This is a genomic window from Mycobacterium sp. IDR2000157661 (assembly GCF_022317005.1).
Taxonomy (GTDB): domain Bacteria; phylum Actinomycetota; class Actinomycetes; order Mycobacteriales; family Mycobacteriaceae; genus Mycobacterium.
In genome coordinates this window covers 699,490-723,025 of sequence record NZ_CP081006.1, presented here as the reverse complement: position 1 = coordinate 723,025, position 23,536 = coordinate 699,490, and the positions used below count along the sequence as shown (strand labels likewise).

At 67.2% G+C, this 23,536-nt stretch carries 18 protein-coding genes; 16 read left to right on the top strand and 2 right to left on the bottom strand.

Annotation, left to right across the window (positions count from 1 at the left end; all coding sequences use genetic code 11):
- The first annotated feature begins 18 nt into the window (after positions 1-18).
- From K3G64_RS04345 to K3G64_RS04300, 10 genes are all read left to right on the top strand, one after another.
- Complete coding sequence (locus tag K3G64_RS04345) at positions 19-1,839, top strand: alpha/beta hydrolase (RefSeq protein ID WP_238889249.1); 1,821 nt, start codon at positions 19-21, stop codon at positions 1,837-1,839.
- A gap of 404 nt (positions 1,840-2,243) precedes the next feature.
- The gene (rpoB, locus tag K3G64_RS04340) at positions 2,244-5,726 is read left to right on the top strand and encodes a DNA-directed RNA polymerase subunit beta (RefSeq protein WP_370647095.1); all 3,483 of its coding nucleotides are present in this window, start codon (positions 2,244-2,246) and stop codon (positions 5,724-5,726) included.
- 76 nt (positions 5,727-5,802) lie between these two features.
- Positions 5,803-9,756, top strand: coding sequence for a DNA-directed RNA polymerase subunit beta' (locus K3G64_RS04335; RefSeq protein ID WP_238889245.1), 3,954 nt, complete (start codon positions 5,803-5,805; stop codon positions 9,754-9,756).
- A 122-nt stretch (positions 9,757-9,878) separates the two neighbouring features.
- Positions 9,879-10,631, top strand: coding sequence for a deoxyribonuclease IV (locus K3G64_RS04330; RefSeq protein ID WP_238889243.1), 753 nt, complete (start codon positions 9,879-9,881; stop codon positions 10,629-10,631).
- Positions 10,632-10,698: 67 nt separating this feature from the next.
- Positions 10,699-11,904 (top strand): phosphatase PAP2 family protein, encoded by a 1,206-nt coding sequence (locus tag K3G64_RS04325; RefSeq protein ID WP_238889241.1) that lies wholly within the window; start codon positions 10,699-10,701, stop codon positions 11,902-11,904.
- A 50-nt stretch (positions 11,905-11,954) separates the two neighbouring features.
- Complete coding sequence (locus K3G64_RS04320; RefSeq protein ID WP_238889239.1) at positions 11,955-13,193, top strand: cation:proton antiporter domain-containing protein; 1,239 nt, start codon at positions 11,955-11,957, stop codon at positions 13,191-13,193.
- A 51-nt stretch (positions 13,194-13,244) separates the two neighbouring features.
- Positions 13,245-14,900 (top strand): acyl-CoA dehydrogenase family protein, encoded by a 1,656-nt coding sequence (locus K3G64_RS04315; RefSeq protein ID WP_238889237.1) that lies wholly within the window; start codon positions 13,245-13,247, stop codon positions 14,898-14,900.
- Between the two features lie 88 nt (positions 14,901-14,988).
- Entirely contained in the window at positions 14,989-15,927 is a 939-nt protein-coding gene (locus tag K3G64_RS04310; RefSeq protein ID WP_238889236.1) for a crotonase/enoyl-CoA hydratase family protein, read from the top strand.
- A gap of 7 nt (positions 15,928-15,934) precedes the next feature.
- Positions 15,935-16,693 (top strand): PaaX family transcriptional regulator C-terminal domain-containing protein, encoded by a 759-nt coding sequence (locus K3G64_RS04305; protein ID WP_238889235.1) that lies wholly within the window; start codon positions 15,935-15,937, stop codon positions 16,691-16,693.
- Positions 16,690-17,457, top strand: a complete 768-nt coding sequence (locus K3G64_RS04300) for a crotonase/enoyl-CoA hydratase family protein (RefSeq protein WP_238889234.1) — start codon at positions 16,690-16,692, stop codon at positions 17,455-17,457. Before K3G64_RS04305 ends, K3G64_RS04300 begins: the two co-directional genes overlap by 4 nt.
- A 26-nt stretch (positions 17,458-17,483) precedes the next feature.
- Here K3G64_RS04300 and K3G64_RS04295 read toward each other — a convergent pair whose 3' ends face one another.
- Positions 17,484-17,882 carry a DUF3060 domain-containing protein gene (locus K3G64_RS04295; RefSeq protein ID WP_238889233.1) on the bottom strand — a complete coding sequence of 133 codons (399 nt, stop codon included), beginning with the start codon at positions 17,880-17,882 and terminating at the stop codon, positions 17,484-17,486.
- On the bottom strand, positions 17,879-18,313 hold the full coding sequence (locus K3G64_RS04290; protein WP_238889232.1) for a DUF3060 domain-containing protein: 435 nt from the start codon (positions 18,311-18,313) through the stop codon (positions 17,879-17,881). The genes K3G64_RS04295 and K3G64_RS04290 overlap by 4 nt, the downstream gene beginning before the upstream one ends.
- A gap of 87 nt (positions 18,314-18,400) precedes the next feature.
- On the opposite strand from K3G64_RS04290, the gene K3G64_RS04285 reads away from it, so the two are divergent.
- From K3G64_RS04285 to fusA, 6 genes are all read left to right on the top strand, one after another.
- Positions 18,401-18,934, top strand: coding sequence for a DUF3558 domain-containing protein (locus tag K3G64_RS04285; protein WP_238889231.1), 534 nt, complete (start codon positions 18,401-18,403; stop codon positions 18,932-18,934).
- Between the two features lie 2 nt (positions 18,935-18,936).
- Positions 18,937-19,461, top strand: a complete 525-nt coding sequence (locus K3G64_RS04280) for a DUF3558 family protein (RefSeq protein ID WP_238889230.1) — start codon at positions 18,937-18,939, stop codon at positions 19,459-19,461.
- Positions 19,462-19,527: 66 nt separating this feature from the next.
- Complete coding sequence (locus K3G64_RS04275; RefSeq protein ID WP_238889229.1) at positions 19,528-20,148, top strand: TetR/AcrR family transcriptional regulator; 621 nt, start codon at positions 19,528-19,530, stop codon at positions 20,146-20,148.
- Positions 20,149-20,486: 338 nt separating this feature from the next.
- Positions 20,487-20,861: a 30S ribosomal protein S12 gene (gene rpsL / locus K3G64_RS04270; protein WP_066901499.1), complete on the top strand. Its 375-nt coding sequence runs from the start codon at positions 20,487-20,489 to the stop codon at positions 20,859-20,861.
- The gene (gene rpsG / locus K3G64_RS04265) at positions 20,861-21,331 is read left to right on the top strand and encodes a 30S ribosomal protein S7 (protein WP_068145307.1); all 471 of its coding nucleotides are present in this window, start codon (positions 20,861-20,863) and stop codon (positions 21,329-21,331) included. Before rpsL ends, rpsG begins: the two co-directional genes overlap by 1 nt.
- Positions 21,332-21,403: 72 nt before the next feature.
- Positions 21,404-23,509, top strand: a complete 2,106-nt coding sequence (fusA, locus tag K3G64_RS04260; RefSeq protein WP_238889228.1) for an elongation factor G — start codon at positions 21,404-21,406, stop codon at positions 23,507-23,509.
- The last annotated feature ends 27 nt before the right edge of the window (positions 23,510-23,536 follow it).

Genomic DNA, 23,536 nt, shown 5'->3' with positions numbered 1-23,536 from the left:
TGTCGAACAGGAGGGGTCATGGTCGACCGGTTTCTGGTGTGGGTGAGTGCGGGCGTCATAACGGCAGGCATGTCGGCGGCCATGGTCGCGGGCGCGGGCGTGGCGATCGCCGATGACGCGTCAAGCGCCGGCGGCCAGGGCTCGTCCGAGTCGTCGGAAACCAGGTCCGCTGTCGGGAACGACACCGACTCGACCGTCGGAAACGACACCAAGTCCACCGTCGGAATCGATGGCGACTCCGCCGCGCCGACTCCCGGTGACACGCAGACGGAACAGGGAAGCGGCACCGACGAGGAGAAGTCGGGCGAAGAGCCCGTGGAGGAGGAGCCCGCCGACTCCGTCGACGAGGACACCGAGAACGCGGCAGGCGAGACCGAGACCACGGCTGACGCCGAAGGCCGTCCGGTGGAGCGCGTCACCGAGAACAACGACATCGAGAAGAACGACTCCGACAGCGGCGGCACAGACCGGGTGACGGTCACACCGGCGCAGCCGGAACCCACCACTGCGCCCCAGTACGCGCGCATCGTCGCCGTCGAACCTGAGACCGAGACCGTGGTCGAGAAGGACCAGCAGGCGGAGATCGGTGAACCGGCCGGGCACCAGCGCATGACGGTCGTCATCGACAACGCCGCCGACGCCGCGGAAACCCCCGAGGTGCAGGCGGTGGCCTTCGCCGCAGCGCCGACGGCAGCCGTCAACGCGACGGCGACCGCGCCGCAGATCCCCGGCATCATCCGGGTGATCGGCACGATCGTGTTCAACCTCTATGGCATGGCGACCCGGTTGCTGGGCGGACCCCCGATCCTGCCTGCCAACAGCACGGTCACCGTGCGCAGCTCGAGCCTGGTGCTGAACTGCGGCTGCGACGATGGCGACACCATCGAGGTGACGGCCGACTGGTACGTACCGAAGGCGGTCAAGGACCAGCCGCCGGAGCGGCTGATCTACCTGCAGCACGGCTTCCTGGCCAGCGGACCGTGGTACAGCCACACCGCCGCGGCCCTGGCCGAACAGACCAACAGCATCGTGGTGGCGCCCTCGATCACGTCGAACTTCCTGGCCGCGGACGCGTGCTGGCTCGGGGCTGCACCGATGCACGAAGCCATTGCGAGCCTGTTCGACGAGGGCAATCCCGCACTGGCGAACAGCGCGCTCGCCGCGGGTTATTCGGGTCCGGTGCCGGATCGTGTCGTGCTGATGGGGCACTCCCTGGGCGGCGGGGCCGTGTCGGGTGCAGCCGGTTTCATGGCCCAGGACAGCAGCATCGATCGGCTGGCCGGGGTGGTGCTGCTCGACGGCGTCGGCCTAGAGGACGGCGCGATGGCGCTCTCACTCGACGACGTGCCCGACACCATCCCGATCTACCAGCTGGCGGCACCCAAGTACTTCTGGAATCAGTTCGGGGTCGGCAGCGCCGCGCTGCAGCAGGCACGCCCGAACGCCTTCATCGGCGTGACCCTCGTCGACGGCGCCCACGTCGACACGATGCGTGGCGGCAACCCGCTGATCCAGTTTGCGCAGCAGTTGGTGTCGGGCTTCTCGAAGCCGCGCAACGTAGTGGCCGCCGAACGAATCATGGTCGGCTGGGTCAACGACATGTTCGCTGGAACGCAAGATCAGGGTGTGTATCTCGATCCGGGCCAGAAGGTGTCGATCGACACGCCGCGAGGCGACGCGACCGCCGTCGCGCTGCCGAACTCGCTGACCAAGTGGTTCCCGCTGAACTTCCTGCAGCCGTTCGTCGCGCTCGGCAACTGGATCTTCACCTTCGAGCCGATCTGCGTCGCGGCCTCGATGGGTGTGGCGGGTGGCTGCGAGGACTCGATCGCGGCCTGACGGCGCGATCCGACGTCGATTCGACGCAGAACTCCACAGCGAACAGCGTGTTATCTCTTGACGGGAAGGCTTCGAGGGGCCAATCTATTTCGCAGCAATGTGTGGACGGGTAGAGAAGTATCGAGTCGCCAGCCAGCGCCCGATCTGCCCTCGCACGCGCTGGTTGAGGAATACGCCGTCCTGCGGTACTGTTGGACGTTGCGCTGGCTGCGTCCTGCCCACCTAAACCCGCATCTGACACCGGTGTCCTAGCCTGAGCCCCGCTCAGTGATCTAGTCGCGTGCCGTTTGTTCGGGAAGTTCGTGGTCGTGAGTGGCCAGCCGAACCGACGCAGATAACGCGGCAGACGGACCGGTGCTCACCGGCTCACCCGACAGTCGCTTGAGGTGCTGGAAGGATGCATCTTGGCAGTCTCTCGCCAGAGCAAAACAGCAGAAGCTACGAAAAACTCCGTCCCCGGGGCACCGAACCGAATTTCCTTCGCAAAGCTCCGTGAGCCCCTTGAGGTTCCCGGGCTTCTCGACGTTCAAACCGAGTCCTTCGAGTGGTTGATCGGCTCCGAGGCCTGGCGGGAGAAGGCCAAGGAGCGCGGCGAGGTCACGCCCGTTGGCGGCCTCGAAGAGGTGCTCACCGAGCTCTCGCCGATCGAGGACTTCTCCGGTTCGATGTCGCTGTCCTTCTCCGATCCGCGCTTCGACGAGGTCAAGGCACCCGTCGACGAGTGCAAAGACAAGGACATGACGTACGCGGCGCCGCTGTTCGTCACGGCCGAGTTCATCAACAACAACACCGGTGAGATCAAGAGCCAGACGGTCTTCATGGGCGACTTCCCGATGATGACCGAGAAGGGCACCTTCATCATCAACGGCACCGAGCGTGTCGTGGTGTCCCAGCTGGTCCGTTCGCCGGGCGTGTATTTCGACGAGACCATCGACAAGTCCACCGAGAAGCTGCTGCACAGCGTCAAGGTGATCCCCGGCCGCGGCGCGTGGCTGGAGTTCGACGTCGACAAGCGCGACACCGTCGGCGTTCGCATCGACCGCAAGCGCCGTCAGCCGGTCACCGTGCTGCTCAAGGCGCTGGGCTGGACCAACGAGCAGATCACCGAGCGCTTCGGCTTCAGCGAGATCATGATGAGCACGCTGGAGAAGGACAACACCGCGGGCACCGACGAGGCCCTGCTGGACATCTACCGCAAGCTGCGCCCGGGCGAGCCGCCGACCAAGGAGTCGGCGCAGACCCTGCTGGAGAACCTGTTCTTCAAGGAGAAGCGCTACGACCTGGCTCGCGTCGGCCGCTACAAGGTCAACAAGAAGCTCGGCCTGAACGCCGGTGAGCCGATCACCACGTCCACGCTGACCGAAGAGGACGTCGTCGCAACCATCGAGTACCTGGTCCGCCTGCACGACGGCCAGATGGTGATGACCGTTCCTGGCGGAGTCGAGGTCCCTGTTGAAGTAGATGACATCGACCACTTCGGCAACCGTCGCCTGCGCACCGTCGGCGAGCTGATCCAGAACCAGATCCGGGTCGGCCTGTCGCGCATGGAGCGCGTCGTGCGTGAGCGCATGACGACTCAGGACGTCGAGGCGATCACGCCGCAGACCCTGATCAACATCCGTCCCGTCGTGGCGGCGATCAAGGAGTTCTTCGGCACCTCGCAGCTGAGCCAGTTCATGGACCAGAACAACCCGCTGTCGGGCCTGACCCACAAGCGTCGCCTCTCGGCGCTGGGCCCCGGCGGTCTGTCCCGTGAGCGTGCCGGCCTCGAGGTCCGCGACGTGCACGCCAGCCACTACGGCCGCATGTGCCCGATCGAGACGCCCGAGGGCCCGAACATCGGCCTGATCGGATCGCTGTCGGTGTACGCCCGGGTCAACCCGTTCGGCTTCATCGAGACGCCGTACCGCAAGGTCAAGAACGGTGTCGTCACTGATGACATTGAGTACCTGACCGCCGACGAGGAGGACCGCCACGTCGTGGCGCAGGCCAACTCGCCGATCGACGCCGACGGCCGCTTCGAAGAAGAGCGCGTCCTGGTGCGCCGTAAGGGCGGCGAGGTCGAATACGTCTCCTCCACCGAGGTCGACTATATGGACGTCTCGCCGCGCCAGATGGTGTCGGTCGCGACGGCGATGATCCCCTTCCTCGAGCACGACGACGCCAACCGCGCCCTGATGGGTGCCAACATGCAGCGCCAGGCGGTTCCGCTGGTGCGCAGCGAGGCACCGCTGGTGGGCACCGGCATGGAGTTGCGCGCCGCGATCGACGCCGGCGACGTCGTCGTCAGCGACAAGGCCGGGGTGGTCGAGGAGGTCTCCGCCGACTACATCACCGTGATGGCCGACGACGGCACCCGGCACACCTACCGGATGCGCAAGTTCGCCCGGTCCAATCACGGCACCTGCGCCAACCAGCGCCCGATCGTCGACGCCGGCGAGCGGGTCGAGGCCGGCCAGGTCGTCGCGGACGGTCCGTGCACCCAGAACGGCGAGATGGCGCTGGGCAAGAACCTGCTCGTCGCGATCATGCCGTGGGAGGGCCACAACTACGAGGACGCGATCATCCTCTCCAACCGTCTGGTGGAGGAGGACGTGCTCACCTCGATCCACATCGAGGAGCACGAGATCGACGCCCGCGACACCAAGCTGGGCGCCGAGGAGATCACCCGGGACATCCCGAACATCTCCGATGAGGTGCTGGCCGACCTCGACGAGCGCGGCATCGTCCGCATCGGCGCCGAGGTCCGCGACGGCGACATCCTGGTCGGCAAGGTCACCCCGAAGGGTGAGACCGAGCTGACCCCGGAGGAGCGGCTGCTGCGTGCGATCTTCGGTGAGAAGGCGCGCGAGGTGCGCGACACGTCGCTGAAGGTGCCGCACGGCGAATCCGGCAAGGTCATCGGCATCCGGGTGTTCTCCCGCGAGGACGACGACGAGCTGCCAGCCGGTGTCAACGAGCTGGTCCGCGTCTACGTCGCGCAGAAGCGCAAGATCTCCGACGGCGACAAGCTGGCCGGACGCCACGGCAACAAGGGCGTCATCGGCAAGATCCTGCCCGTCGAGGACATGCCGTTCCTGCCCGACGGCACGCCCGTGGACATCATCCTCAACACCCACGGTGTGCCGCGTCGCATGAACATCGGCCAGATCCTCGAGACGCACCTGGGCTGGGTGGCCAAGGCCGGCTGGAAGATCAACGGATCGCCGGACTGGGCCAGCGCCCTGCCCGAGGAGCTGATGGAGTCCGAGCCGGGCAGCATCGTCTCGACGCCGGTGTTCGACGGCGCCCGCGAGAACGAGCTGCAGGGCCTGCTGTCGGCCACGTTGCCCAACCGCGACGGCGACAAGCTCGTCAACGACGACGGCAAGGCCGAGCTGTTCGACGGCCGCAGTGGCGAACCGTTCCCGTACCCGGTGACGGTCGGCTACATGTACATCCTCAAGCTGCACCACCTGGTGGACGACAAGATCCACGCCCGCTCCACCGGCCCGTACTCGATGATCACCCAGCAGCCGCTGGGCGGTAAGGCGCAGTTCGGCGGCCAGCGGTTCGGCGAGATGGAGTGCTGGGCCATGCAGGCCTACGGCGCGGCGTACACGCTGCAGGAGCTATTGACCATCAAGTCCGACGACACCGTCGGGCGGGTCAAGGTCTACGAGGCGATCGTCAAGGGCGAGAACATCCCCGAGCCGGGCATTCCGGAGTCGTTCAAGGTGCTGCTCAAGGAACTTCAGTCGCTGTGCCTCAACGTCGAGGTGCTGAGCAGTGACGGCGCCGCGATCGAGATGCGCGACGGTGACGACGAGGACTTGGAGCGGGCTGCCGCGAACCTCGGAATCAACCTGTCCCGCAACGAATCTGCTTCTGTAGAAGATTTGGCTTAAGTAGTTACTTGGTGTGATGAGCGCTTGCGCGAAGAACCACAAGCGCCGCTAATCCCGAAAGGGGAAAGGGAGTTACGTGCTAGACGTCAACTTCTTCGATGAGCTCCGCATCGGTCTCGCCACCGCCGACGACATCCGTCAGTGGTCCTACGGCGAGGTCAAGAAGCCGGAGACCATCAACTACCGCACGTTGAAGCCAGAGAAGGACGGCCTGTTCTGCGAGAAGATCTTCGGACCGACTCGCGACTGGGAGTGCTACTGCGGCAAGTACAAGCGCGTCCGCTTCAAGGGCATCATCTGTGAGCGTTGCGGCGTCGAGGTGACCCGCGCCAAGGTGCGCCGTGAGCGGATGGGCCACATCGAGCTGGCTGCGCCCGTCACGCACATCTGGTACTTCAAGGGTGTGCCGTCGCGGCTCGGGTATCTGCTCGACCTGGCGCCCAAGGATCTCGAGAAGATCATCTATTTCGCCGCCTACGTCATCACCGACGTCGACGACGAGATGCGCCACAACGAGCTGTCCACGCTCGAGGCCGAGATGGTCGTCGAGCGCAAGGCCGTCGAGGACCAGCGTGACCTCGACCTGGCCGAGCGCAGCCAGAAGCTCGAGGCCGACCTGGCCGAGCTGGAGAAGGAAGGCGCCAAGAGCGACGTGCGCCGCAAGGTGCGCGACGGCGGCGAGCGTGAGATGCGCCAGACTCGCGACCGGGCCCAGCGCGAGCTGGACCGGCTCGAGGAGATCTGGAACACCTTCACCAAGCTGGCGCCCAAGCAGCTCATCGTCGACGAGGTGCTCTACCGCGAACTGCAGGACCGCTACGGCGAGTACTTCCAGGGTGCGATGGGCGCCGAGGCCATCAAGCGGCTGATCGAGAACTTCGACATCGACGCCGAGGCCGACGAACTGCGCGACGTCATCAAGAACGGCAAGGGGCAGAAGAAGCTTCGCGCCCTCAAGCGGCTCAAGGTGGTCGCGGCGTTCCAGAGCAACAGCAACTCGCCGATGGGCATGGTCCTCGACGCAGTGCCGGTGATCCCGCCGGAGCTGCGCCCGATGGTCCAGCTCGACGGCGGCCGTTTCGCCACGTCGGACCTCAACGACCTGTACCGCCGCGTCATCAACCGCAACAACCGGCTCAAGAGGCTGATCGATCTGGGTGCGCCCGAGATCATCGTCAACAACGAGAAGCGCATGCTTCAGGAGTCGGTGGACGCGCTGTTCGACAACGGACGTCGGGGCAGGCCCGTCACCGGACCGGGCAACCGTCCGCTGAAGTCGCTGTCGGATCTGCTGAAGGGCAAGCAGGGCCGGTTCCGCCAGAACCTGCTCGGCAAGCGCGTCGACTACTCCGGCCGTTCGGTCATCGTGGTCGGCCCGCAGCTCAAGCTGCACCAGTGCGGTCTGCCCAAGCTGATGGCGCTGGAGCTGTTCAAGCCGTTCGTGATGAAGCGGCTGGTCGACCTGAACCACGCGCAGAACATCAAGAGCGCCAAGCGGATGGTGGAGCGTCAGCGCCCGCAGGTGTGGGACGTCCTCGAAGAGGTCATCGGCGAGCACCCGGTGCTGCTGAACCGCGCACCGACGCTGCACCGCCTCGGCATCCAGGCCTTCGAGCCGCAGCTGGTGGAGGGCAAGGCGATTCAGCTGCATCCGCTGGTCTGCGAAGCGTTCAACGCCGACTTCGACGGTGACCAGATGGCCGTGCACCTGCCGCTGAGCGCGGAGGCGCAGGCCGAGGCCCGCATCCTGATGCTGTCGAGCAACAACATCCTGTCGCCGGCGTCGGGCCGTCCACTGGCCATGCCGCGTCTGGACATGGTGACCGGGCTGTACTTCCTGACGACGATGATCGACGGCGACACCGGCGAATACACCGCGGCCGCAAAGGATCAGCCGGAGTCCGGTGTGTACAGCTCGCCCGCCGAGGCGATCATGGCGATGGACCGCGGCGCGCTGAGCGTGCGGGCCAAGATCCGGGTGCGGTTGACGCAGCTGCGTCCGCCGGTCGAGTTGGAGGCCGAGCTGTTCGGCGACGAGGGCTGGAAGCCGGGCGACGCCTGGACCGCCGAGACCACGCTGGGTCGGGTGCTCTTCAACGAGCTTCTGCCGCAGGGGTATCCGTTCGTCAACGAGCAGATGCACAAGAAGGTGCAGGCGCGCATCGTCAACGACCTGGCCGAGCGCTACCCGATGATCGTGGTCGCGCAGACCGTGGACAAGCTCAAGGACGCCGGCTTCTACTGGGCCACGCGTTCGGGTGTCACGGTCTCCATGGCCGATGTGTTGGTGCCGCCGCAGAAGCAGGAGATCCTGGACCGCTACGAGAAGGAAGCGGACGGGATCGAGAAGAAATACCAGCGCGGTGCGCTCAACCACGACGAGCGCAACGAGGCCCTGGTCAAGATCTGGCAGGACGCGACCGAAGAGGTCGGTAAGGCGCTGCGGGAGCACTACCCCAGCGACAACCCGATCATCACGATCGTCGACTCCGGTGCGACCGGTAACTTCACGCAGACGCGGACGCTGGCCGGTATGAAGGGCCTGGTGACCAACCCGAAGGGTGAGTTCATCCCGCGGCCGATCAAGTCCTCGTTCCGTGAGGGCCTGACGGTGCTGGAGTACTTCATCAACACCCACGGCGCGCGAAAAGGCCTGGCCGACACGGCGCTTCGTACCGCCGACTCGGGCTACCTGACCCGTCGTCTGGTCGATGTGTCGCAGGACGTCATCGTTCGCGAGACCGACTGCGAGACCGAGCGCGGTGTGCTGGTGAAGCTGGCCGAGCCCGGCGTCGACGGATTGGTGCGCGATCAGCACATCGAGACGTCGGCCTACGCCCGCACCCTGGCCACCGACGCGGTCGACTCCGACGGCAACGTCGTCGTCGAGCGTGGCCACGACCTCGGCGACCCGGCGATCGAGGCGCTGCTGGCCGCGGGCATCACCGAGGTCAAGGTCCGCTCCGTGTTGACCTGCGCGACGGGCACCGGCGTGTGCGCGATGTGCTACGGCCGTTCGATGGCGACGGGCAAGCTCGTCGACATCGGCGAGGCGGTCGGCATCGTCGCCGCGCAGTCCATCGGCGAGCCCGGCACGCAGCTGACGATGCGTACGTTCCACCAGGGCGGCGTCTCCGGTGGCAGCGACATCGTCGGTGGTCTGCCGCGCGTGCAGGAACTGTTCGAGGCCCGCGTGCCGCGTGACAAGGCGCCGATCGCCGACGTCACCGGACGGGTGCGCCTCGAAGAGGGTGAGCGCTTCTACAAGATCACCGTCGTCCCCGATGACGGTGGCGAGGAAGTGGTGTACGACAAGCTGTCTCGTCGTCAGCGCCTCAAGGTGTTCAAGCACGACGACGGCACCGAACGCCTGCTCGCTGACGGTGACCACGTCGAGGTGGGCCAGCAGCTGATGGAAGGCTCCGCCGACCCGCACGAGGTGCTGCGTGTCCAGGGCCCCCGCGAGGTGCAGATCCACCTCGTCAAGGAGGTCCAGGAGGTCTACCGCGCTCAGGGTGTGTCGATCCACGACAAGCACATCGAGGTGATCGTCCGGCAGATGCTGCGTCGCGTCACGATCATCGACTCGGGTTCGACGGAGTTCCTGCCCGGCTCGCTGACCGAGCGTGCCGAGTTCGAGTCGGAGAACCGTCGGGTGGTTGCCGAGGGCGGCGAGCCCGCGGCGGGTCGCCCGGTGCTGATGGGCATCACGAAGGCGTCGCTGGCCACCGACTCGTGGCTGTCGGCGGCGTCGTTCCAGGAGACCACTCGCGTGCTGACCGATGCGGCGATCAACTGCCGCAGCGACAAGCTCAACGGTCTGAAGGAGAACGTGATCATCGGCAAGCTGATCCCGGCCGGTACGGGCATCAGCCGCTACCGCAACATCCAGGTGCAGCCGACCGAGGAGGCCAGGGCCGCCGCGTACACGATCCCGTCGTACGAGGATCAGTACTACAGCCCGGACTTCGGCCAGGCCACCGGTGCCGCGGTGCCGCTGGACGACTACGGCTACTCGGATTATCGGTAGGACTACCGCTAGCACTTTCTCGCCCAAACCGACGTTTGGGCGAGAAAGTGCGAGTAGATCGCGCCATTTCGTCGACCTCGGCGCGATTTGTCCGGTCACACCGCACGCCTAGACTCGGCTCCGTGCTTATCGGTTCCCATGTTCACGGAGACGACCCGCTGGCCGACGCCGCGGCCGACGGCGCAGATGTGGTCCAGTTCTTCCTCGGCAACCCGCAGAGTTGGAAGAAACCCAAGCCACGCGAGGACGCCGAGGCGCTCAGGGCGGCCACCATGCCGCTGTACGTGCATGCGCCGTATCTGATCAACGTCGCCTCGGCCAACAACCGGGTCCGCATCCCGTCGCGCAAGATCCTGCAGGACACCTGCGACGCGGCAGCCGAGGTGGGCGCGACGGCGGTCATCGTGCACGGCGGGCACGCCGACGACAACGACATGGAGGCCGGCTTCGAGCGCTGGGTCAAGGCGCTGGACTACCTGGAGAGCGACGTGCCGGTCTATCTGGAGAATACCGCAGGCGGTGACCACGCGATGGCCCGGCACTTCGACGTCATCGCGCGGCTGTGGGACCACATCGGCGACAAGGGCATCGGCTTCTGCCTGGACACCTGCCACGCGTGGGCGGCCGGTGAGGCGCTCATCGACGCCGTCGACCGCATCAAGGCGATCACCGGGCGCATCGACCTGGTGCACTGCAACGACTCCCGCGACGCGGCGGGTTCGGGTGCCGACCGGCACGCCAACTTCGGCACCGGCCAGATCGACCCGCAGCTGCTCGTCGCCGTGGTCGAGGCGGCCGACGCGCCCGTCATCTGCGAAACCTCGGACGAGGGCCGCAAGGACGACATCGCGTTTCTGCGCGACCACCTCGGCTGATCACGATCCGCTAACCGAACCACCCACGAACTGTCGGTGACGCGACGGTGAACTAGATTCATCGAATATGGCCGCGATCGACGAGTCGCCAGTTGTGGCGTCGAGCGCCGAGGTGCGGGCCAGCCGGCTCACCATCGTGCGGTGGATCGCCGTCGCGGTGTGGGCGACCGTCATCGTCTACCGGACCGTCACCCTCGGATTCGCCTTCAACCGCGAGCTGCTGCTGCTCTACATCGCCACGGGACTGCTGGCGGCCAGCATCGGGCGGGGCCGGCGCATGCTCTACGTCGTCCGCGACTGGCTGCCGTTCGCGCTGGTGCTCATCGCCTACGACCTGAGCAGGGGAGCGGCGGACATGATCGGCCGCCCGACGCTGTGGGAGTGGCCGGCCGATGCCGATCGCTGGCTGTTCTTCGGGACGGTGCCGACGGTGTGGCTGCAGGAGCAGCTCAAGCAACCGCAGCCGCCGTGGTGGGAGGTCGTCAGCAGCTGCGTCTACATGTCGTTCTTCATCCTCCCGTATGTGGTGGCTGCGGTTCTTTGGCTGCGGGACCGCGAGGAGTGGAAATCGTTCGTGCGTTTGTTCGTCGGGCTGAACTTCGTGGGGTTGTCGATCTACGCCCTGGTGCCGGCCGCGCCGCCGTGGGCAGCGGCTCGCTGCACGCCGGCCGACGTGGAAGGGGGGCCGGCCAGCGTGCGATGCATGTTCCGCTCGGCCCGCGGAGTGCCCGACGGTGGTCTGCTCGGGGCGATGCAGTCCAGTCAGGAGGGCGCGAACCCGTGGATCGAGCGGATCGTCGGCCGCGGCTGGGGCAACCTCAACATGCACACCGCCAGCGCACTGCTCGACGCGGGCCAGGCCAGCGTCAACCTCGTGGCGGCGATCCCGTCGCTGCACGCGGGCATGACCGCGGCGATCGCCGCGTTCCTGTGGCGTCGCGTGCACCGGGGATGGCGTCCCCTACTCGCCGCCTATGTGCTCGTGATGGCCTTCACGCTGGTCTACACCGCCGAGCACTACGTCATCGACATCCTGCTCGGGTGGGCGTTGGCGGCCGCGGTGATGCTCGCCGTGAAGCGATACGAAGCCTGGCGTCATGCCCGGGCGATGCGCCCGATCGACTTGGAACCGGTGCAGATGCCCGTTGCCGAGCCGCAACCCGTCGCGGCGGAACCTTGGGCGCCCGAGCCTGCCGTGCCGCAACCGGCCGAACCGGAGTCTGTCGAGCCCGCGCCGCTTCGCCGGGAGGTCGCCGAACTCGACAGTCGCTGACTCGGCAGCGCGGGGTGATTCTTCGGCGGCTGAACGGGAACGGTTAGGCCATGGAAGTCGACATCGTACTCACCGCCGTGGGCATCCTCGGGGTGGTCGTCGCGGCGCTGTCAGCCAAGATGCGCCGGCTGCCGATCTCCGAACCGCTGTTGGGTTTGGTCGCCGGGGTCCTGATCGGCCCCCAGGTGTTCGACGTGTTCCGCTTGCCGCCGATCACCGAAGCACATTCGCTGCTGCACGAGGCGAGCCGCATCCTGCTTGCGGTGTCGGTGATGGCGGTGGCGCTGCGATACCCGTTCGCCGACGTGCGGCGCTGCTGGCGTCCGGTGACTCTGCTGCTGCTGGTCGCGATGCCGGTGATGGCGATGGTGTCGGCTGCGCTGGGCTGGCTGGTGCTCTCGATTCCGCTCGCCGCAGCGGTTCTGTTGGGCGCCGCGATCTGTCCTACGGACCCGGTGCTGGCGTCAAGCGTGGTGACCGGTGAGGACGCCGAGCGGGATCTGCCTGCCCACGACCGACGGCTGCTGTCGTTGGAGTCCGGTGCCAACGACGGGTTGGCATTGCCGCTCGTCCTGGCCGCGATCGCCGTCGCCGGAGGCCTGGGCGCCGGTGCCGCGCTCGGAGAATCCCTGTGGCAGGTACTGGGAGCGGTCGCGGTCGGCGCCGGGATGGGGTCGGCCGGGGGACTGGCGCTGAAGTGGGGAGACCGGTACGGCGCCACCGCCTCGGCGCCCGCGTTGTTCTTCACCCTGGTGCTGGCACTGGGAATACTCGGCGTTGCCGGCCTCGTGCACACCGACGGCGTCCTCGCGGTGTTCGTCGGCGGTCTGGCGTTCAACCTGGTCGGGACCGGTCGGGAACGGGCGGCGGAGGTGCCCATCGACGAGGCCATCAACCGGTTCGCCGTCCTGCCGCTGTTCGTGATCCTCGGGGCGACGCTGCCGTGGGCCACTTGGTTCGAGCTGGGCTGGCGGGCGGTCGTGTTGGCGCTCGCCATCCTGGTGCTGCGGCGCATCCCGATCCTGTTGCTGCTCCGGCGTCCACTGCGACTGCAGACGCGCGATGCCCTCTACCTCGGGTGGTTCGGCCCGGTCGGGGTGTCGGCGCTGTTCTACCTCACCTTGGAGGCCGAGCGCATGGGTGTCGACGAGACGGTGCTGGCTGCCGGATGCCTCGTGCTGGTGATGAGCACCATCGCCTTCGGGCTGAGCGGGGTGCTCGGTCGCTCCCTCTACGTCAAAGCCGCAGAACGTGAGGCGGCCGCAGCTGACCGCGAGTCGGCGAAGTGATCGCATTACGTATCTTGTGCAGTCGTCGGCGAAAATGTAATAGTAGTTGCCATGGCTGAAGCCCCATCGCTCCTTGCGTCCGCAGACACGCATGTCGTCACCAATCAGACCCCTCCGCTGGAGGACCACAACCCGGCGACCTCGCCGGTTCTCGTCGAGGCGCTGATCCGCGAGGGCGGGCAGTGGGGCCTCGACGAGGTCACCGAGTTGGGCGCGCTCTCGGGTTCGCGGCAGGCGCAGCGCTGGGGCGAGCTCGCCGACCGCAACCGGCCGGTGCTGCACACCCATGACCGGTACGGTCACCGCGTCGACGAGGTCGAGTACGACCCCGCCTACCACGAGCTGATGACCGTCGCGATCCGGCACGGCCTGCACGCCGCGCCGTGGGCCGACGAGCGGCCCGGTGCACACGTCGTGCGCGCGGCCAAGACCTCGGTGTGGACGCCCGAGCCGGGGCACATCTGCCCGATCTCGATGACCTACGCCGTCGTCCCCGCGCTGCGCACCAACCCCGAGTTGGCGGCGGTGTACGAGCCGCTGCTGGTGAGCCGGGACTACGACCCCGAGCTGACGGTGCCGACCGCGAAGGCCGGTATCACCGCGGGGATGTCCATGACCGAGAAGCAGGGCGGCTCCGACGTGCGCGCCGGGACCACCGAGGCGACGCCCAATGGCGACGGAAGCTACTCCCTGCGGGGTCACAAGTGGTTCACCTCGGCGCCGATGTGTGACATCTTCCTGGTGCTCGCGCAGGCGCCCGGCGGCCTGAGCTGCTTCCTGCTGCCACGGATTCTGCCCGACGGCAGCCGCAACCGGATGTTCCTGCAGCGGCTGAAGGACAAGCTCGGCAACCATGCCAACGCCTCCAGCGAAGTGGAGTACGACGGCGCCACGGCCTGGTTGGTGGGCGAGGAGGGTCGCGGTGTGCCGACCATCATCGAGATGGTCAACCTCACCCGGCTGGACTGCACCCTGGGCAGCGCGACGAGCATGCGCACCGGCCTGAGCCGGGCGATCCACCACGCCCAGCACCGAAAGGCGTTCGGCGAGTATCTGATCGACCAGCCGCTGATGCGCAACGTGCTGGCCGACCTGGCGGTCGAGGCGGAGGCGGCCACCATCATCGCGATGCGGATGGCCGGCGCCACCGACGCCGCCGTGCGCGGCGACGAGCGCGAGACGCTGCTGCGCCGGATCGGGCTGGCCGCCGCAAAGTACTGGGTGTGCAAGCGGGCGACCCCGCACGCGGCTGAGGCCATGGAATGCCTCGGCGGCAACGGCTATGTCGAGGACTCGGGCATGCCGCGGCTGTACCGCGAGGCGCCCCTGATGGGGATCTGGGAGGGGTCGGGCAACGTGAGCGCACTGGACACGTTGCGCGCCATGGCGACCCGGCCGGAGTGCATCGACGTGCTGTTCGACGAACTGGCGTCGACGGCCGGTTCGGATCCGCGACTGGACGGCCACGTCGACGCGCTGCGGCCCGAGTTGGGCGACCTCGAGACCATCCAGTACCGGGCGCGCAAGGTCGCCGAGGACATCAGCCTGGCGTTGCAGGGTTCGCTGCTGGTGCGCCACGGGCATCCGGCCGTCGCCGAGGCGTTCCTGGCCACCCGGATGGGTAAAGCCTGGGGCGGTGCGTTCGGAACGTTGCCGACCGGCCTCGACCTGGCGCCGATCCTCGAGCGGGCGCTGGTCAAGGGATGACGGGCCTCCGCGGAATAGCATTCCGGGCGGTCACGACGGCTGTTTCACAGCCAGGAATGCTATTTCGGCGCAAGAGGGAGATGACGGCGTGACGCACGCGATCAGGCCCGTCGACTTCGACGACCTCAAGACGATGACGTACGAGGTCACCGACCGGGTCGCGCGCATCACCTTCAACCGGCCCGAGAAGGGCAACGCGATCGTCGCCGACACTCCCTTGGAACTGTCGGCGTTGGTGGAGCGGGCCGACCTCGACCCGAACGTGCACGTGATCCTGGTTTCCGGTCGCGGAGAGGGCTTCTGCGCGGGTTTCGACCTGTCCGCCTACGCCGAGGGCTCCTCGTCGGCGGGTGGCGGCAGCCCGTACCGCGACACCGTGCTGTCGGGCCGCAGGCAGGCGATCAACCATCTGCCCGATCAGCCGTGGGACCCGATGATCGACTACCAGATGATGAGCCGCTTCGTCCGCGGCTTCTCCAGCCTGCTGCACTGCGACAAGCCGACGGTGGTCAAGATCCACGGCTACTGCGTGGCGGGCGGCACCGACATCGCACTGCACGCCGACCAGGTGATCGCGGCCGCCGACGCCAAGATCGGGTATCCGCCCACCCGGGTGTGGGGCGTGCCCGCAGCGGGGATGTGGGCACACCGGCTCGGTGATCAGCGTGCCAAACGCCTTTTGCTGACCGGTGATTCGATCACCGGGGCGCAGGCGGCCAAGTGGGGGCTGGCGGTGGAGGCGCCGTCGGCTGAGGATCTCGACGAGCGCACCGAGCGGCTGGTCGAGCGGATCGCCCGCGTGCCGATCAACCAACTGATCATGGTGAAGCTGGCGATGAACTCGGCACTGCTCAACCAGGGCGTGGCCAACAGCGCGATGATCTCGACGGTGTTCGACGGCGTCGCGCGCCACACGCCCGAAGGTCACGCGTTCGTCGCGCAGTCCCGCGAGCACGGGTTCCGCGAGGCGGTGCGCCAGCGTGACGAACCGTTCGGCGACCACGGCCGCAGGACGTCCGGGGTGTAGCGCCGCAATGGCCAAGTCGCTGTCGCGGATGACGGCGCGCTCCGTCGTGCTGAGCGTGCTGCTCGGTGCGCATCCGGCGTGGGCCACCGCTAGCGAATTGATCCGGCTCACGGCCGATTTCGACATCAGGGAGCCCACGGTGCGGGTGGCGCTGACGCGGATGGTCGCCGGCGGTGATCTGGTGCGGTCCCAGGACGGCTACCGATTGTCGGACCGGCTCCTGGCCCGTCAGCGTCGTCAGGACGAGGCGATCGACCCGCGGCTTCGCGACTGGCACGGCGAGTGGACGACGCTGGTGGTGACCAGCGTGGGCGTCGACGCACGTACCCGGGCCGGCTTGCGGAACATGTTGCACGACAGCCGCTTCGGGGAACTGCGGGAAGGGGTGTGGATGCGACCCGACAATCTGGCAGCGGAGGTGCCTGCCGAGGTGCACCGCCGGGTGCGGGTACTGCGATCGCGCGACGCCGACCCCGCTGACCTGGCCCGCCGGCTTTGGGACCTGTCGCGGTGGGCGCGTACCGGACATCGGCTGCTGGCCGAGATGGATTCGGCCGCCGACGTTCCCGGGCGGTTCGTCGTCGCGGCCGCGTCGGTGCGCCACCTGCTGACCGATCCGGTGCTGCCCGCCGAACTGCTGCCCGACGACTGGCCCGGTGCGCGGTTGCGGGGTTCCTACAATGACTTCGCCGCGGAGTTGTCCATGCGGCGCGATGGTGCCGGATTGTCGCTCACGCGACGTGACGAACTGATGGAGGCGACATGACCGGTGGTGGAGTGCGGGTCGAGCGCAACGGCCCGGTGACGACGGTCATCATGAACCGTCCGGAGGCGCGCAACGCCGTCAACGGCCCCGCCGCGGCCGAGCTGTACGCCGCGTTCGACGAGTTCGACAAGGACGACTCGGCCTCGGTGGCCGTGCTGTGGGGCGACAACGGAACCTTCTGCGCCGGAGCCGATCTCAAGGCGTTCGGCACCCCCGACGCCAACCCCGTCCATCGCAGCGGTCCGGGCCCCATGGGTCCGAGCCGCATGGCGCTGTCCAAGCCGGTGATCGCGGCGGTCAGCGGCTACGCCGTCGCCGGCGGGCTGGAACTGGCGTTGTGGTGCGACATGCGGGTGGTCGAGGAGGACGCGGTCCTGGGCGTGTTCTGCCGCCGGTGGGGTGTGCCGTTGATCGACGGCGGCACCGTGCGGTTGCCGCGGCTGATCGGGCACAGTCGCGCCATGGACCTGATCCTGACCGGACGTGCCGTCGACGCCGCCGAAGCGCTGTCGATCGGACTGGCCAACCGCGTGGTGCCCAAAGGTGAAGCGCGCCAACATGCCGAGGAACTCGCCGCCGAACTGGCCGGGTTGCCGCAGCAGTGTATGCGCGCCGACCGGTTGTCGATGCTCAACCAGTGGGGGCGAGCCGAGGCCGAGGCGATGGATTTCGAGTTCGGCAGCATGTCGCGCGTCGCCGCCGAATCACTGGAGGGCGCGGCGCGGTTCGCCGCCGGCGCCGGCCGTCACGGCGCGAGCGCGTGACTGGGTCCACGTTCGTCAGGTGAGGGTTAGGCCCTGCTGATCGTGTTGTTGGCGCCGGTGTCGTTGACCCTTGGGTCACCTTCCTGATAGGTGACGGTGTTGTTCAGGCCGACGACGGACAGTTCCTGCTCGACCCGCTCGAAGGTGACCTTGTTGTCGGCGCCGCCGATGTTGACGCTGGCGCAGGTGCCCTTGACGGTCAGCGTGTTGTTCGAGCCGCCGATGTTCAGTGACTTGCCGTCGGCGCAGTCGATGTCGGCCGTCGTGCCGAACGAGCCGTAGTTGATGGTGTTGCCGACCTCGACCTGGGCGCCCTCGTCTCCGGCGGTCGCGGTCGGAGTCGGACTGTCCGAACTCTCCGACCCGCAGCCGGCGAGCACGACGGCGGCGACGGCGGCCGCGGCGGCGTAACCGCGGGTCCTCACGCCGGCACCTTGTTGATGCGGTTGGTCATGCCCAGTTCGCGGCCGCGGTCCCACACCAACGGGGCTCCGTTCTTGTAGAGCACCGTCTGATCCCAGCCGTAGACCGTGATGTCGTTGACCACGTTGTCGGCCACCACGATGTTGTTGTTGCCCTGCGTGGTCACCGCCCAGCAGCTCCCGAGCGCGGTGATCTGGTTGTTGGCGCCGTTGACGAGCAGCGTGGAGTTCTTGCAGTCGATGGTCTCGACGATGCCGATACCCGTGATGTGGGTGTCGGTCCCCCGGTGGCTACCGACGACGCCGGTGTCGGCGCAGTTGCGCGCCAGCGGGTAGCAGACCACCGGTTCCGCCTGTGCGCCGGGAGCGGCCACGAGCAGCGGAAACGCGAAGGTGGATGCCGCAAGTGACCGGGCTACAACAGTCCACGTCATGGAGGAGAGCGTACGTCGTCGAGCCTTGGTCTCGGCAAGGTTCGGCCGAGTCGCCATCGGGCGGCGCGCTGGGTAGCGTGAGCGGCGATGCGTTGGCGGTTCGGTCCGATTGCTGTCACGGCGATCGTGGCGGTGGTGACGGTGGCAGGGTGTGCTGAAACCGTCGACGGAAGCGCGCTGCGGGCCCGCCCGGAGGTCCCCGACCCGGACCGCAGCTACGGCTACGTCGACGACCGCTGCGGCCTGCTCGTCGACGAGACCGTGCAGGAGACTCTCGGCGCCGACGGGGTGACCCGCCCGTACAGCGGCGCGGTCTGTCAGTACGTGTTGTTCCGTGGCGAGGAGACGGTCGATGCCACCTACTCGTGGTTCGAATCGGGCACGTTGGACCGCGAGCGCACGGTGGCCGCCGAGCGTGGCGCCGAGGTCACCGACATCGTCGTCGAGCGCCACGAGGCGTTCACGGCGCGCCGCGACATCACCGGCGCGGCGTGCTCGGCGACGGCGGCCGCAGGCAGCGGCGTGCTGAGTTGGTGGGTGCAGTTCCGCGGCCGGTCGGCCGGTGATCCCTGCGCCGAGGCCGAGGAGCTGCTGTCGGCCACGCTGCGGGCGGAGATGTGACCGTGCGGTTGCGATATACCACCACCGTCGCGGCGGCGGTGTGCGTGCTGCTGGCCGGCTGCGGTTCGGGTGAGAATCGGCCACCCGCAGCGCCGTCACCGTCCGCGCCGGGTGGTGGGTTCGACAGCGTCGACTGCAACGGCATCACCGACGCCGACATCGCCGACGCGGCGGGCGGCGCCGAGTTCAGTCCGGCCGTGGTCAGCGATGCCGGCTGCTTCTGGCAGGAGAACTCGATGTTCGGCACCGTCGGCGCGGGGATGGGCATCTCGACGTGGTGGTACCGCGGCAGCGACATGGACACCGAGCGCAAGCTCGAACAACAGGCCGGCCGCACGCTGACCGAGCTGTCGGTCGACGGCAACAAGGGGTTCAAGGCCTCCGACGCCAACGCCTGCAGCTTCTACGTGGCCAAGGGCGGCGACGTCATCACCTGGTCGATCCAGACGATGAACCCCTCGACACTGCCCGAACTGTGCTCGGTCACCGAGCAACTCGCCGAGCTCAGTCAGGAGCGCGTCAACTGAGTCCGCGGAAACTAGAGGTGTTAGTTTTCTCGCGGAGCATCAGCGACCCGAAGGGCGAGCCCATACATGACACCGCCGGAGCAGACCTCGGATGTCGCCCGGCCGTCGGCATCCGTCGGCACCGGCCGACGAGCATCGCGGCTCAGCCGTGACTCGATCGTCAACGCCGCACTGACGTTCCTCGACCGGGAGGGCTGGGACGCGTTGACGATCAACGCGCTGGCAACCCAGCTCGGCACCAAGGGCCCATCGCTGTACAACCACGTCACCAGCCTCGACGACCTGCGACGGACGGTGCGGATGCGCGTCGTCGGGGACATCATCGACATGCTCAACACGGTGGGGCAGGGCCGGACCCGCGACGACGCGGTGATGGTCATGGCGAGCGCCTACCGCAGCTACGCCCATCACCATCCGGGGCGTTATTCGGCGTTCACCCGGATGCCGCTCGGCGGGGACGACCCCGAGTTCACCGATGCGACACGGGCCGCCGCGGCACCGGTCATCTCGGTGCTGGCGTCCTACGGACTCGAGGGTGAGAACGCGTTCTATGCGGCGCTGGAGTTCTGGTCGGCGATGCACGGCTTCGTGCTGTTGGAGATGACCGGAGTGATGAACGGCATCGACACCGACTTGGTGTTCACCGACATGGTGCTGCGGCTGGCCTCCGGAATGGAGAGGCGCTGAGCGGCGCTTGACGCATCCACAGCGGAAGTAGACCTGACCTGCGGTTAGGCTGATTCCGACGGGTTTGGAGCGCTGACCGCTGGCTGGTATCGTGGACGATCGTGCCTGGCAGATAAGGCGCATCGCGGGTGCGGTCACCAAATAGACCTGCGAAGCGTGCCTGCACGCCGGGCCAATTCGCATGTCGCCGTGCCCTGACATTGAGGCAAAGCCTTCGAATTGCCTCAGGCGGGTGCGTGCGACACACCCGATCGCGGGGTACGCGGACGGGTCGAAACAGCAGTACAGAGACTTGAGAACTGAAGAGCAACCAGAAGAGCAACACAGAAAGCCGGTAGATGCCAACCATTAACCAGCTGGTCCGCAAGGGTCGCCGCGACAAGGTCGCCAAGGTGAAGACCGCGGCCCTCAAGGGCAGCCCGCAGCGCCGTGGCGTGTGCACCCGCGTGTACACCACCACCCCGAAGAAGCCGAACTCGGCGCTTCGCAAGGTCGCGCGCGTGAAGCTGACCAGCGCGGTCGAGGTCACCGCCTACATCCCGGGCGAGGGCCACAACCTGCAGGAGCACTCGATGGTGCTCGTGCGTGGCGGTCGTGTGAAGGATCTGCCGGGGGTGCGTTACAAGATCATCCGCGGCTCGCTGGACACCCAGGGTGTCAAGAACCGCAAGCAGGCCCGCAGCCGCTACGGCGCGAAGAAGGAGAAGAGCTGATGCCGCGCAAGGGACCCGCGCCCAAGCGTCCGTTGGTCAACGACCCGGTGTACGGGTCGCAACTGGTCACCCAGCTGGTCAACAAGGTTCTGCTGGACGGGAAGAAATCGCTCGCCGAACGCATTGTCTATGGTGCGCTCGAGCAGGCTCGCGAGAAGACCGGCACCGATCCGGTCGTCACCCTCAAGCGGGCCATGGACAACGTCAAGCCGGCCCTCGAGGTTCGCAGCCGCCGCGTCGGCGGCGCCACCTACCAGGTTCCGGTCGAGGTGCGGCCGGACCGCTCGGTGACGCTCGCCCTGCGCTGGCTGGTGAGCTTCTCCAAGCAGCGCCGCGAGAAGACCATGATCGAACGCCTGGCGAACGAGATCCTCGACGCCAGCAACGGCCTGGGTGCCGCAGTCAAGCGGCGCGAGGACACCCACAAGATGGCCGAGGCCAACCGCGCCTTCGCGCACTACCGCTGGTGATCGCCGCCGGCGCGCAGTGTGGCCGCCGGCGTAGCCAACAACAGCAACTACCAAGCGAAAGAGAAGACTTCTGTGGCACAGAAGGACGTGCTTACCGACCTGAACAAGGTCCGCAACATCGGCATCATGGCCCACATCGATGCCGGTAAGACCACGACCACCGAGCGGATCCTCTACTACACCGGTATCTCCTACAAGATCGGTGAGGTCCACGACGGCGCCGCCACGATGGACTGGATGGAGCAGGAGCAGGAGCGAGGGATCACGATCACCTCGGCCGCGACCACCTGCTTCTGGAACGACCATCAGATCAACCTGATCGACACCCCCGGCCACGTCGACTTCACCGTCGAGGTGGAGCGGTCGCTGCGTGTCCTCGATGGCGCCGTCGCCGTCTTCGACGGCAAGGAAGGCGTGGAGCCGCAGTCCGAGCAGGTGTGGCGCCAGGCCGACAAGTACGACGTCCCGCGCATCTGCTTCGTCAACAAGATGGACAAGCTGGGCGCCGACTTCTACTTCTCGGTGCGCACCATGGAGGAGCGTCTCGGCGCCAACGTCATCCCGCTCCAGCTGCCGATCGGCTCGGAGAGCGACTTCGAGGGCGTCGTCGACCTGGTCGAGATGAAGGCCAAGGTGTGGAGCGCCGAGGCCAAGCTCGGCGAGAAGTACGACGTCGTCGAGATCCCCGCCGAGCTGGCCGAGAAGACCGAGGAGTACCGCACCAAGCTGCTCGAGACCGTCGCCGAGACCGACGAGGCGCTGCTGGAGAAGTACCTGGGCGGCGAGGACCTGTCGGTCGAGGAGATCAAGGGTGCGGTCCGCAAGCTGACCATCAGCTCGGAGGCCTACCCCGTGCTGTGCGGCAGCGCGTTCAAGAACAAGGGCGTGCAGCCCATGCTCGACGCGGTCATCGACTACCTGCCCTCGCCGCTGGACGTGCCGCCTGCCGTGGGCCACGTGCCGGGCAAGGAGGACGAGGAGGTCACCCGCAACCCGTCCGTCGACGAGCCGTTCTCGGCGTTGGCGTTCAAGGTGGCGACGCACCCGTTCTTCGGCAAGCTCACCTACGTGCGCGTGTACTCGGGCACCGTCGAGTCCGGTTCGCAGGTCATCAACGCGACCAAGGGCAAGAAGGAGCGGCTGGGCAAGCTGTTCCAGATGCACTCCAACAAGGAGAACCCGGTCGACCGGGCCTCGGCTGGGCACATCTACGCCGTCATCGGCCTCAAGGACACCACCACCGGTGACACCCTGAGCGACCCGAACGAGCAGGTCGTCCTGGAGTCGATGACCTTCCCCGATCCGGTGATCGAGGTGGCCATCGAGCCGAAGACCAAGAGCGACCAGGAGAAGCTCGGCACGGCGATCCAGAAGCTGGCCGAGGAGGACCCGACGTTCAAGGTCCACCAGGACGACGAGACCGGCCAGACCGTCATCGGCGGAATGGGCGAGCTGCACCTCGACATCCTCGTCGACCGGATGAAGCGCGAGTTCAAGGTCGAGGCCAACGTCGGCAAGCCGCAGGTGGCCTACCGCGAGACCATCAAGCGCCCGGTGGAGAAGGTCGAGTTCACCCACAAGAAGCAGACGGGTGGCTCCGGACAGTTCGCGAAGGTCATCATCAGCGTCGAGCCGTTCAAGGGGGAGGACGGGGCGACCTACGAGTTCGAGAACAAGGTCACCGGCGGCCGTGTCCCCCGGGAGTACATCCCGTCGGTCGACGCCGGCGCCCAGGACGCGATGCAGTACGGCGTGCTGGCCGGTTATCCGCTGGTCAACCTCAAGGTGACGCTGCTCGACGGCCAGTACCACGAGGTGGACTCGTCGGAAATGGCGTTCAAAGTAGCGGGCTCACAGGCGCTGAAGAAGGCCGCCCAGGCCGCTCAGCCGGTGATCCTCGAGCCGATCATGGCGGTCGAAGTGACCACACCCGAGGACTACATGGGTGAAGTGATCGGTGACCTGAACTCCCGCCGTGGTCAGATCCAGGCCATGGAGGAGCGGGCCGGTGCCCGCGTCGTCAAGGCGCAGGTGCCGCTGTCGGAGATGTTCGGCTACGTCGGCGACCTTCGGTCGAAGACCCAGGGCCGGGCGAACTACTCCATGGTGTTCGACTCGTACGCCGAAGTACCGGCGACCGTGTCGAAGGAGATCATCGCGAAGGCGACGGGTCAGTGAGAATCGAGGCGCGCCAGCGCCGAGGCT

What these genes read in the sequence shown, in the direction of transcription:
- K3G64_RS04345 (WP_238889249.1), top strand. Translation starts at nt 19, where the DNA reads ATGGTCGACCGGTTTCTGGTGTGGGTGAGTGCGGGCGTCATAACGGCA.
- K3G64_RS04325 (WP_238889241.1), top strand. Translation starts at nt 10,699, where the DNA reads ATGGCCGCGATCGACGAGTCGCCAGTTGTGGCGTCGAGCGCCGAGGTG.
- K3G64_RS04320 (WP_238889239.1), top strand. Translation starts at nt 11,955, where the DNA reads ATGGAAGTCGACATCGTACTCACCGCCGTGGGCATCCTCGGGGTGGTC.
- K3G64_RS04315 (WP_238889237.1), top strand. Translation starts at nt 13,245, where the DNA reads ATGGCTGAAGCCCCATCGCTCCTTGCGTCCGCAGACACGCATGTCGTC.
- K3G64_RS04305 (WP_238889235.1), top strand. Translation starts at nt 15,935, where the DNA reads ATGGCCAAGTCGCTGTCGCGGATGACGGCGCGCTCCGTCGTGCTGAGC.
- K3G64_RS04300 (WP_238889234.1), top strand. Translation starts at nt 16,690, where the DNA reads ATGACCGGTGGTGGAGTGCGGGTCGAGCGCAACGGCCCGGTGACGACG.
- K3G64_RS04290 (WP_238889232.1), bottom strand. Translation starts at nt 18,313, where the DNA reads ATGACGTGGACTGTTGTAGCCCGGTCACTTGCGGCATCCACCTTCGCG.
- K3G64_RS04285 (WP_238889231.1), top strand. Translation starts at nt 18,401, where the DNA reads ATGCGTTGGCGGTTCGGTCCGATTGCTGTCACGGCGATCGTGGCGGTG.
- K3G64_RS04275 (WP_238889229.1), top strand. Translation starts at nt 19,528, where the DNA reads ATGACACCGCCGGAGCAGACCTCGGATGTCGCCCGGCCGTCGGCATCC.
- rpsL (WP_066901499.1), top strand. Translation starts at nt 20,487, where the DNA reads ATGCCAACCATTAACCAGCTGGTCCGCAAGGGTCGCCGCGACAAGGTC.
- rpsG (WP_068145307.1), top strand. Translation starts at nt 20,861, where the DNA reads ATGCCGCGCAAGGGACCCGCGCCCAAGCGTCCGTTGGTCAACGACCCG.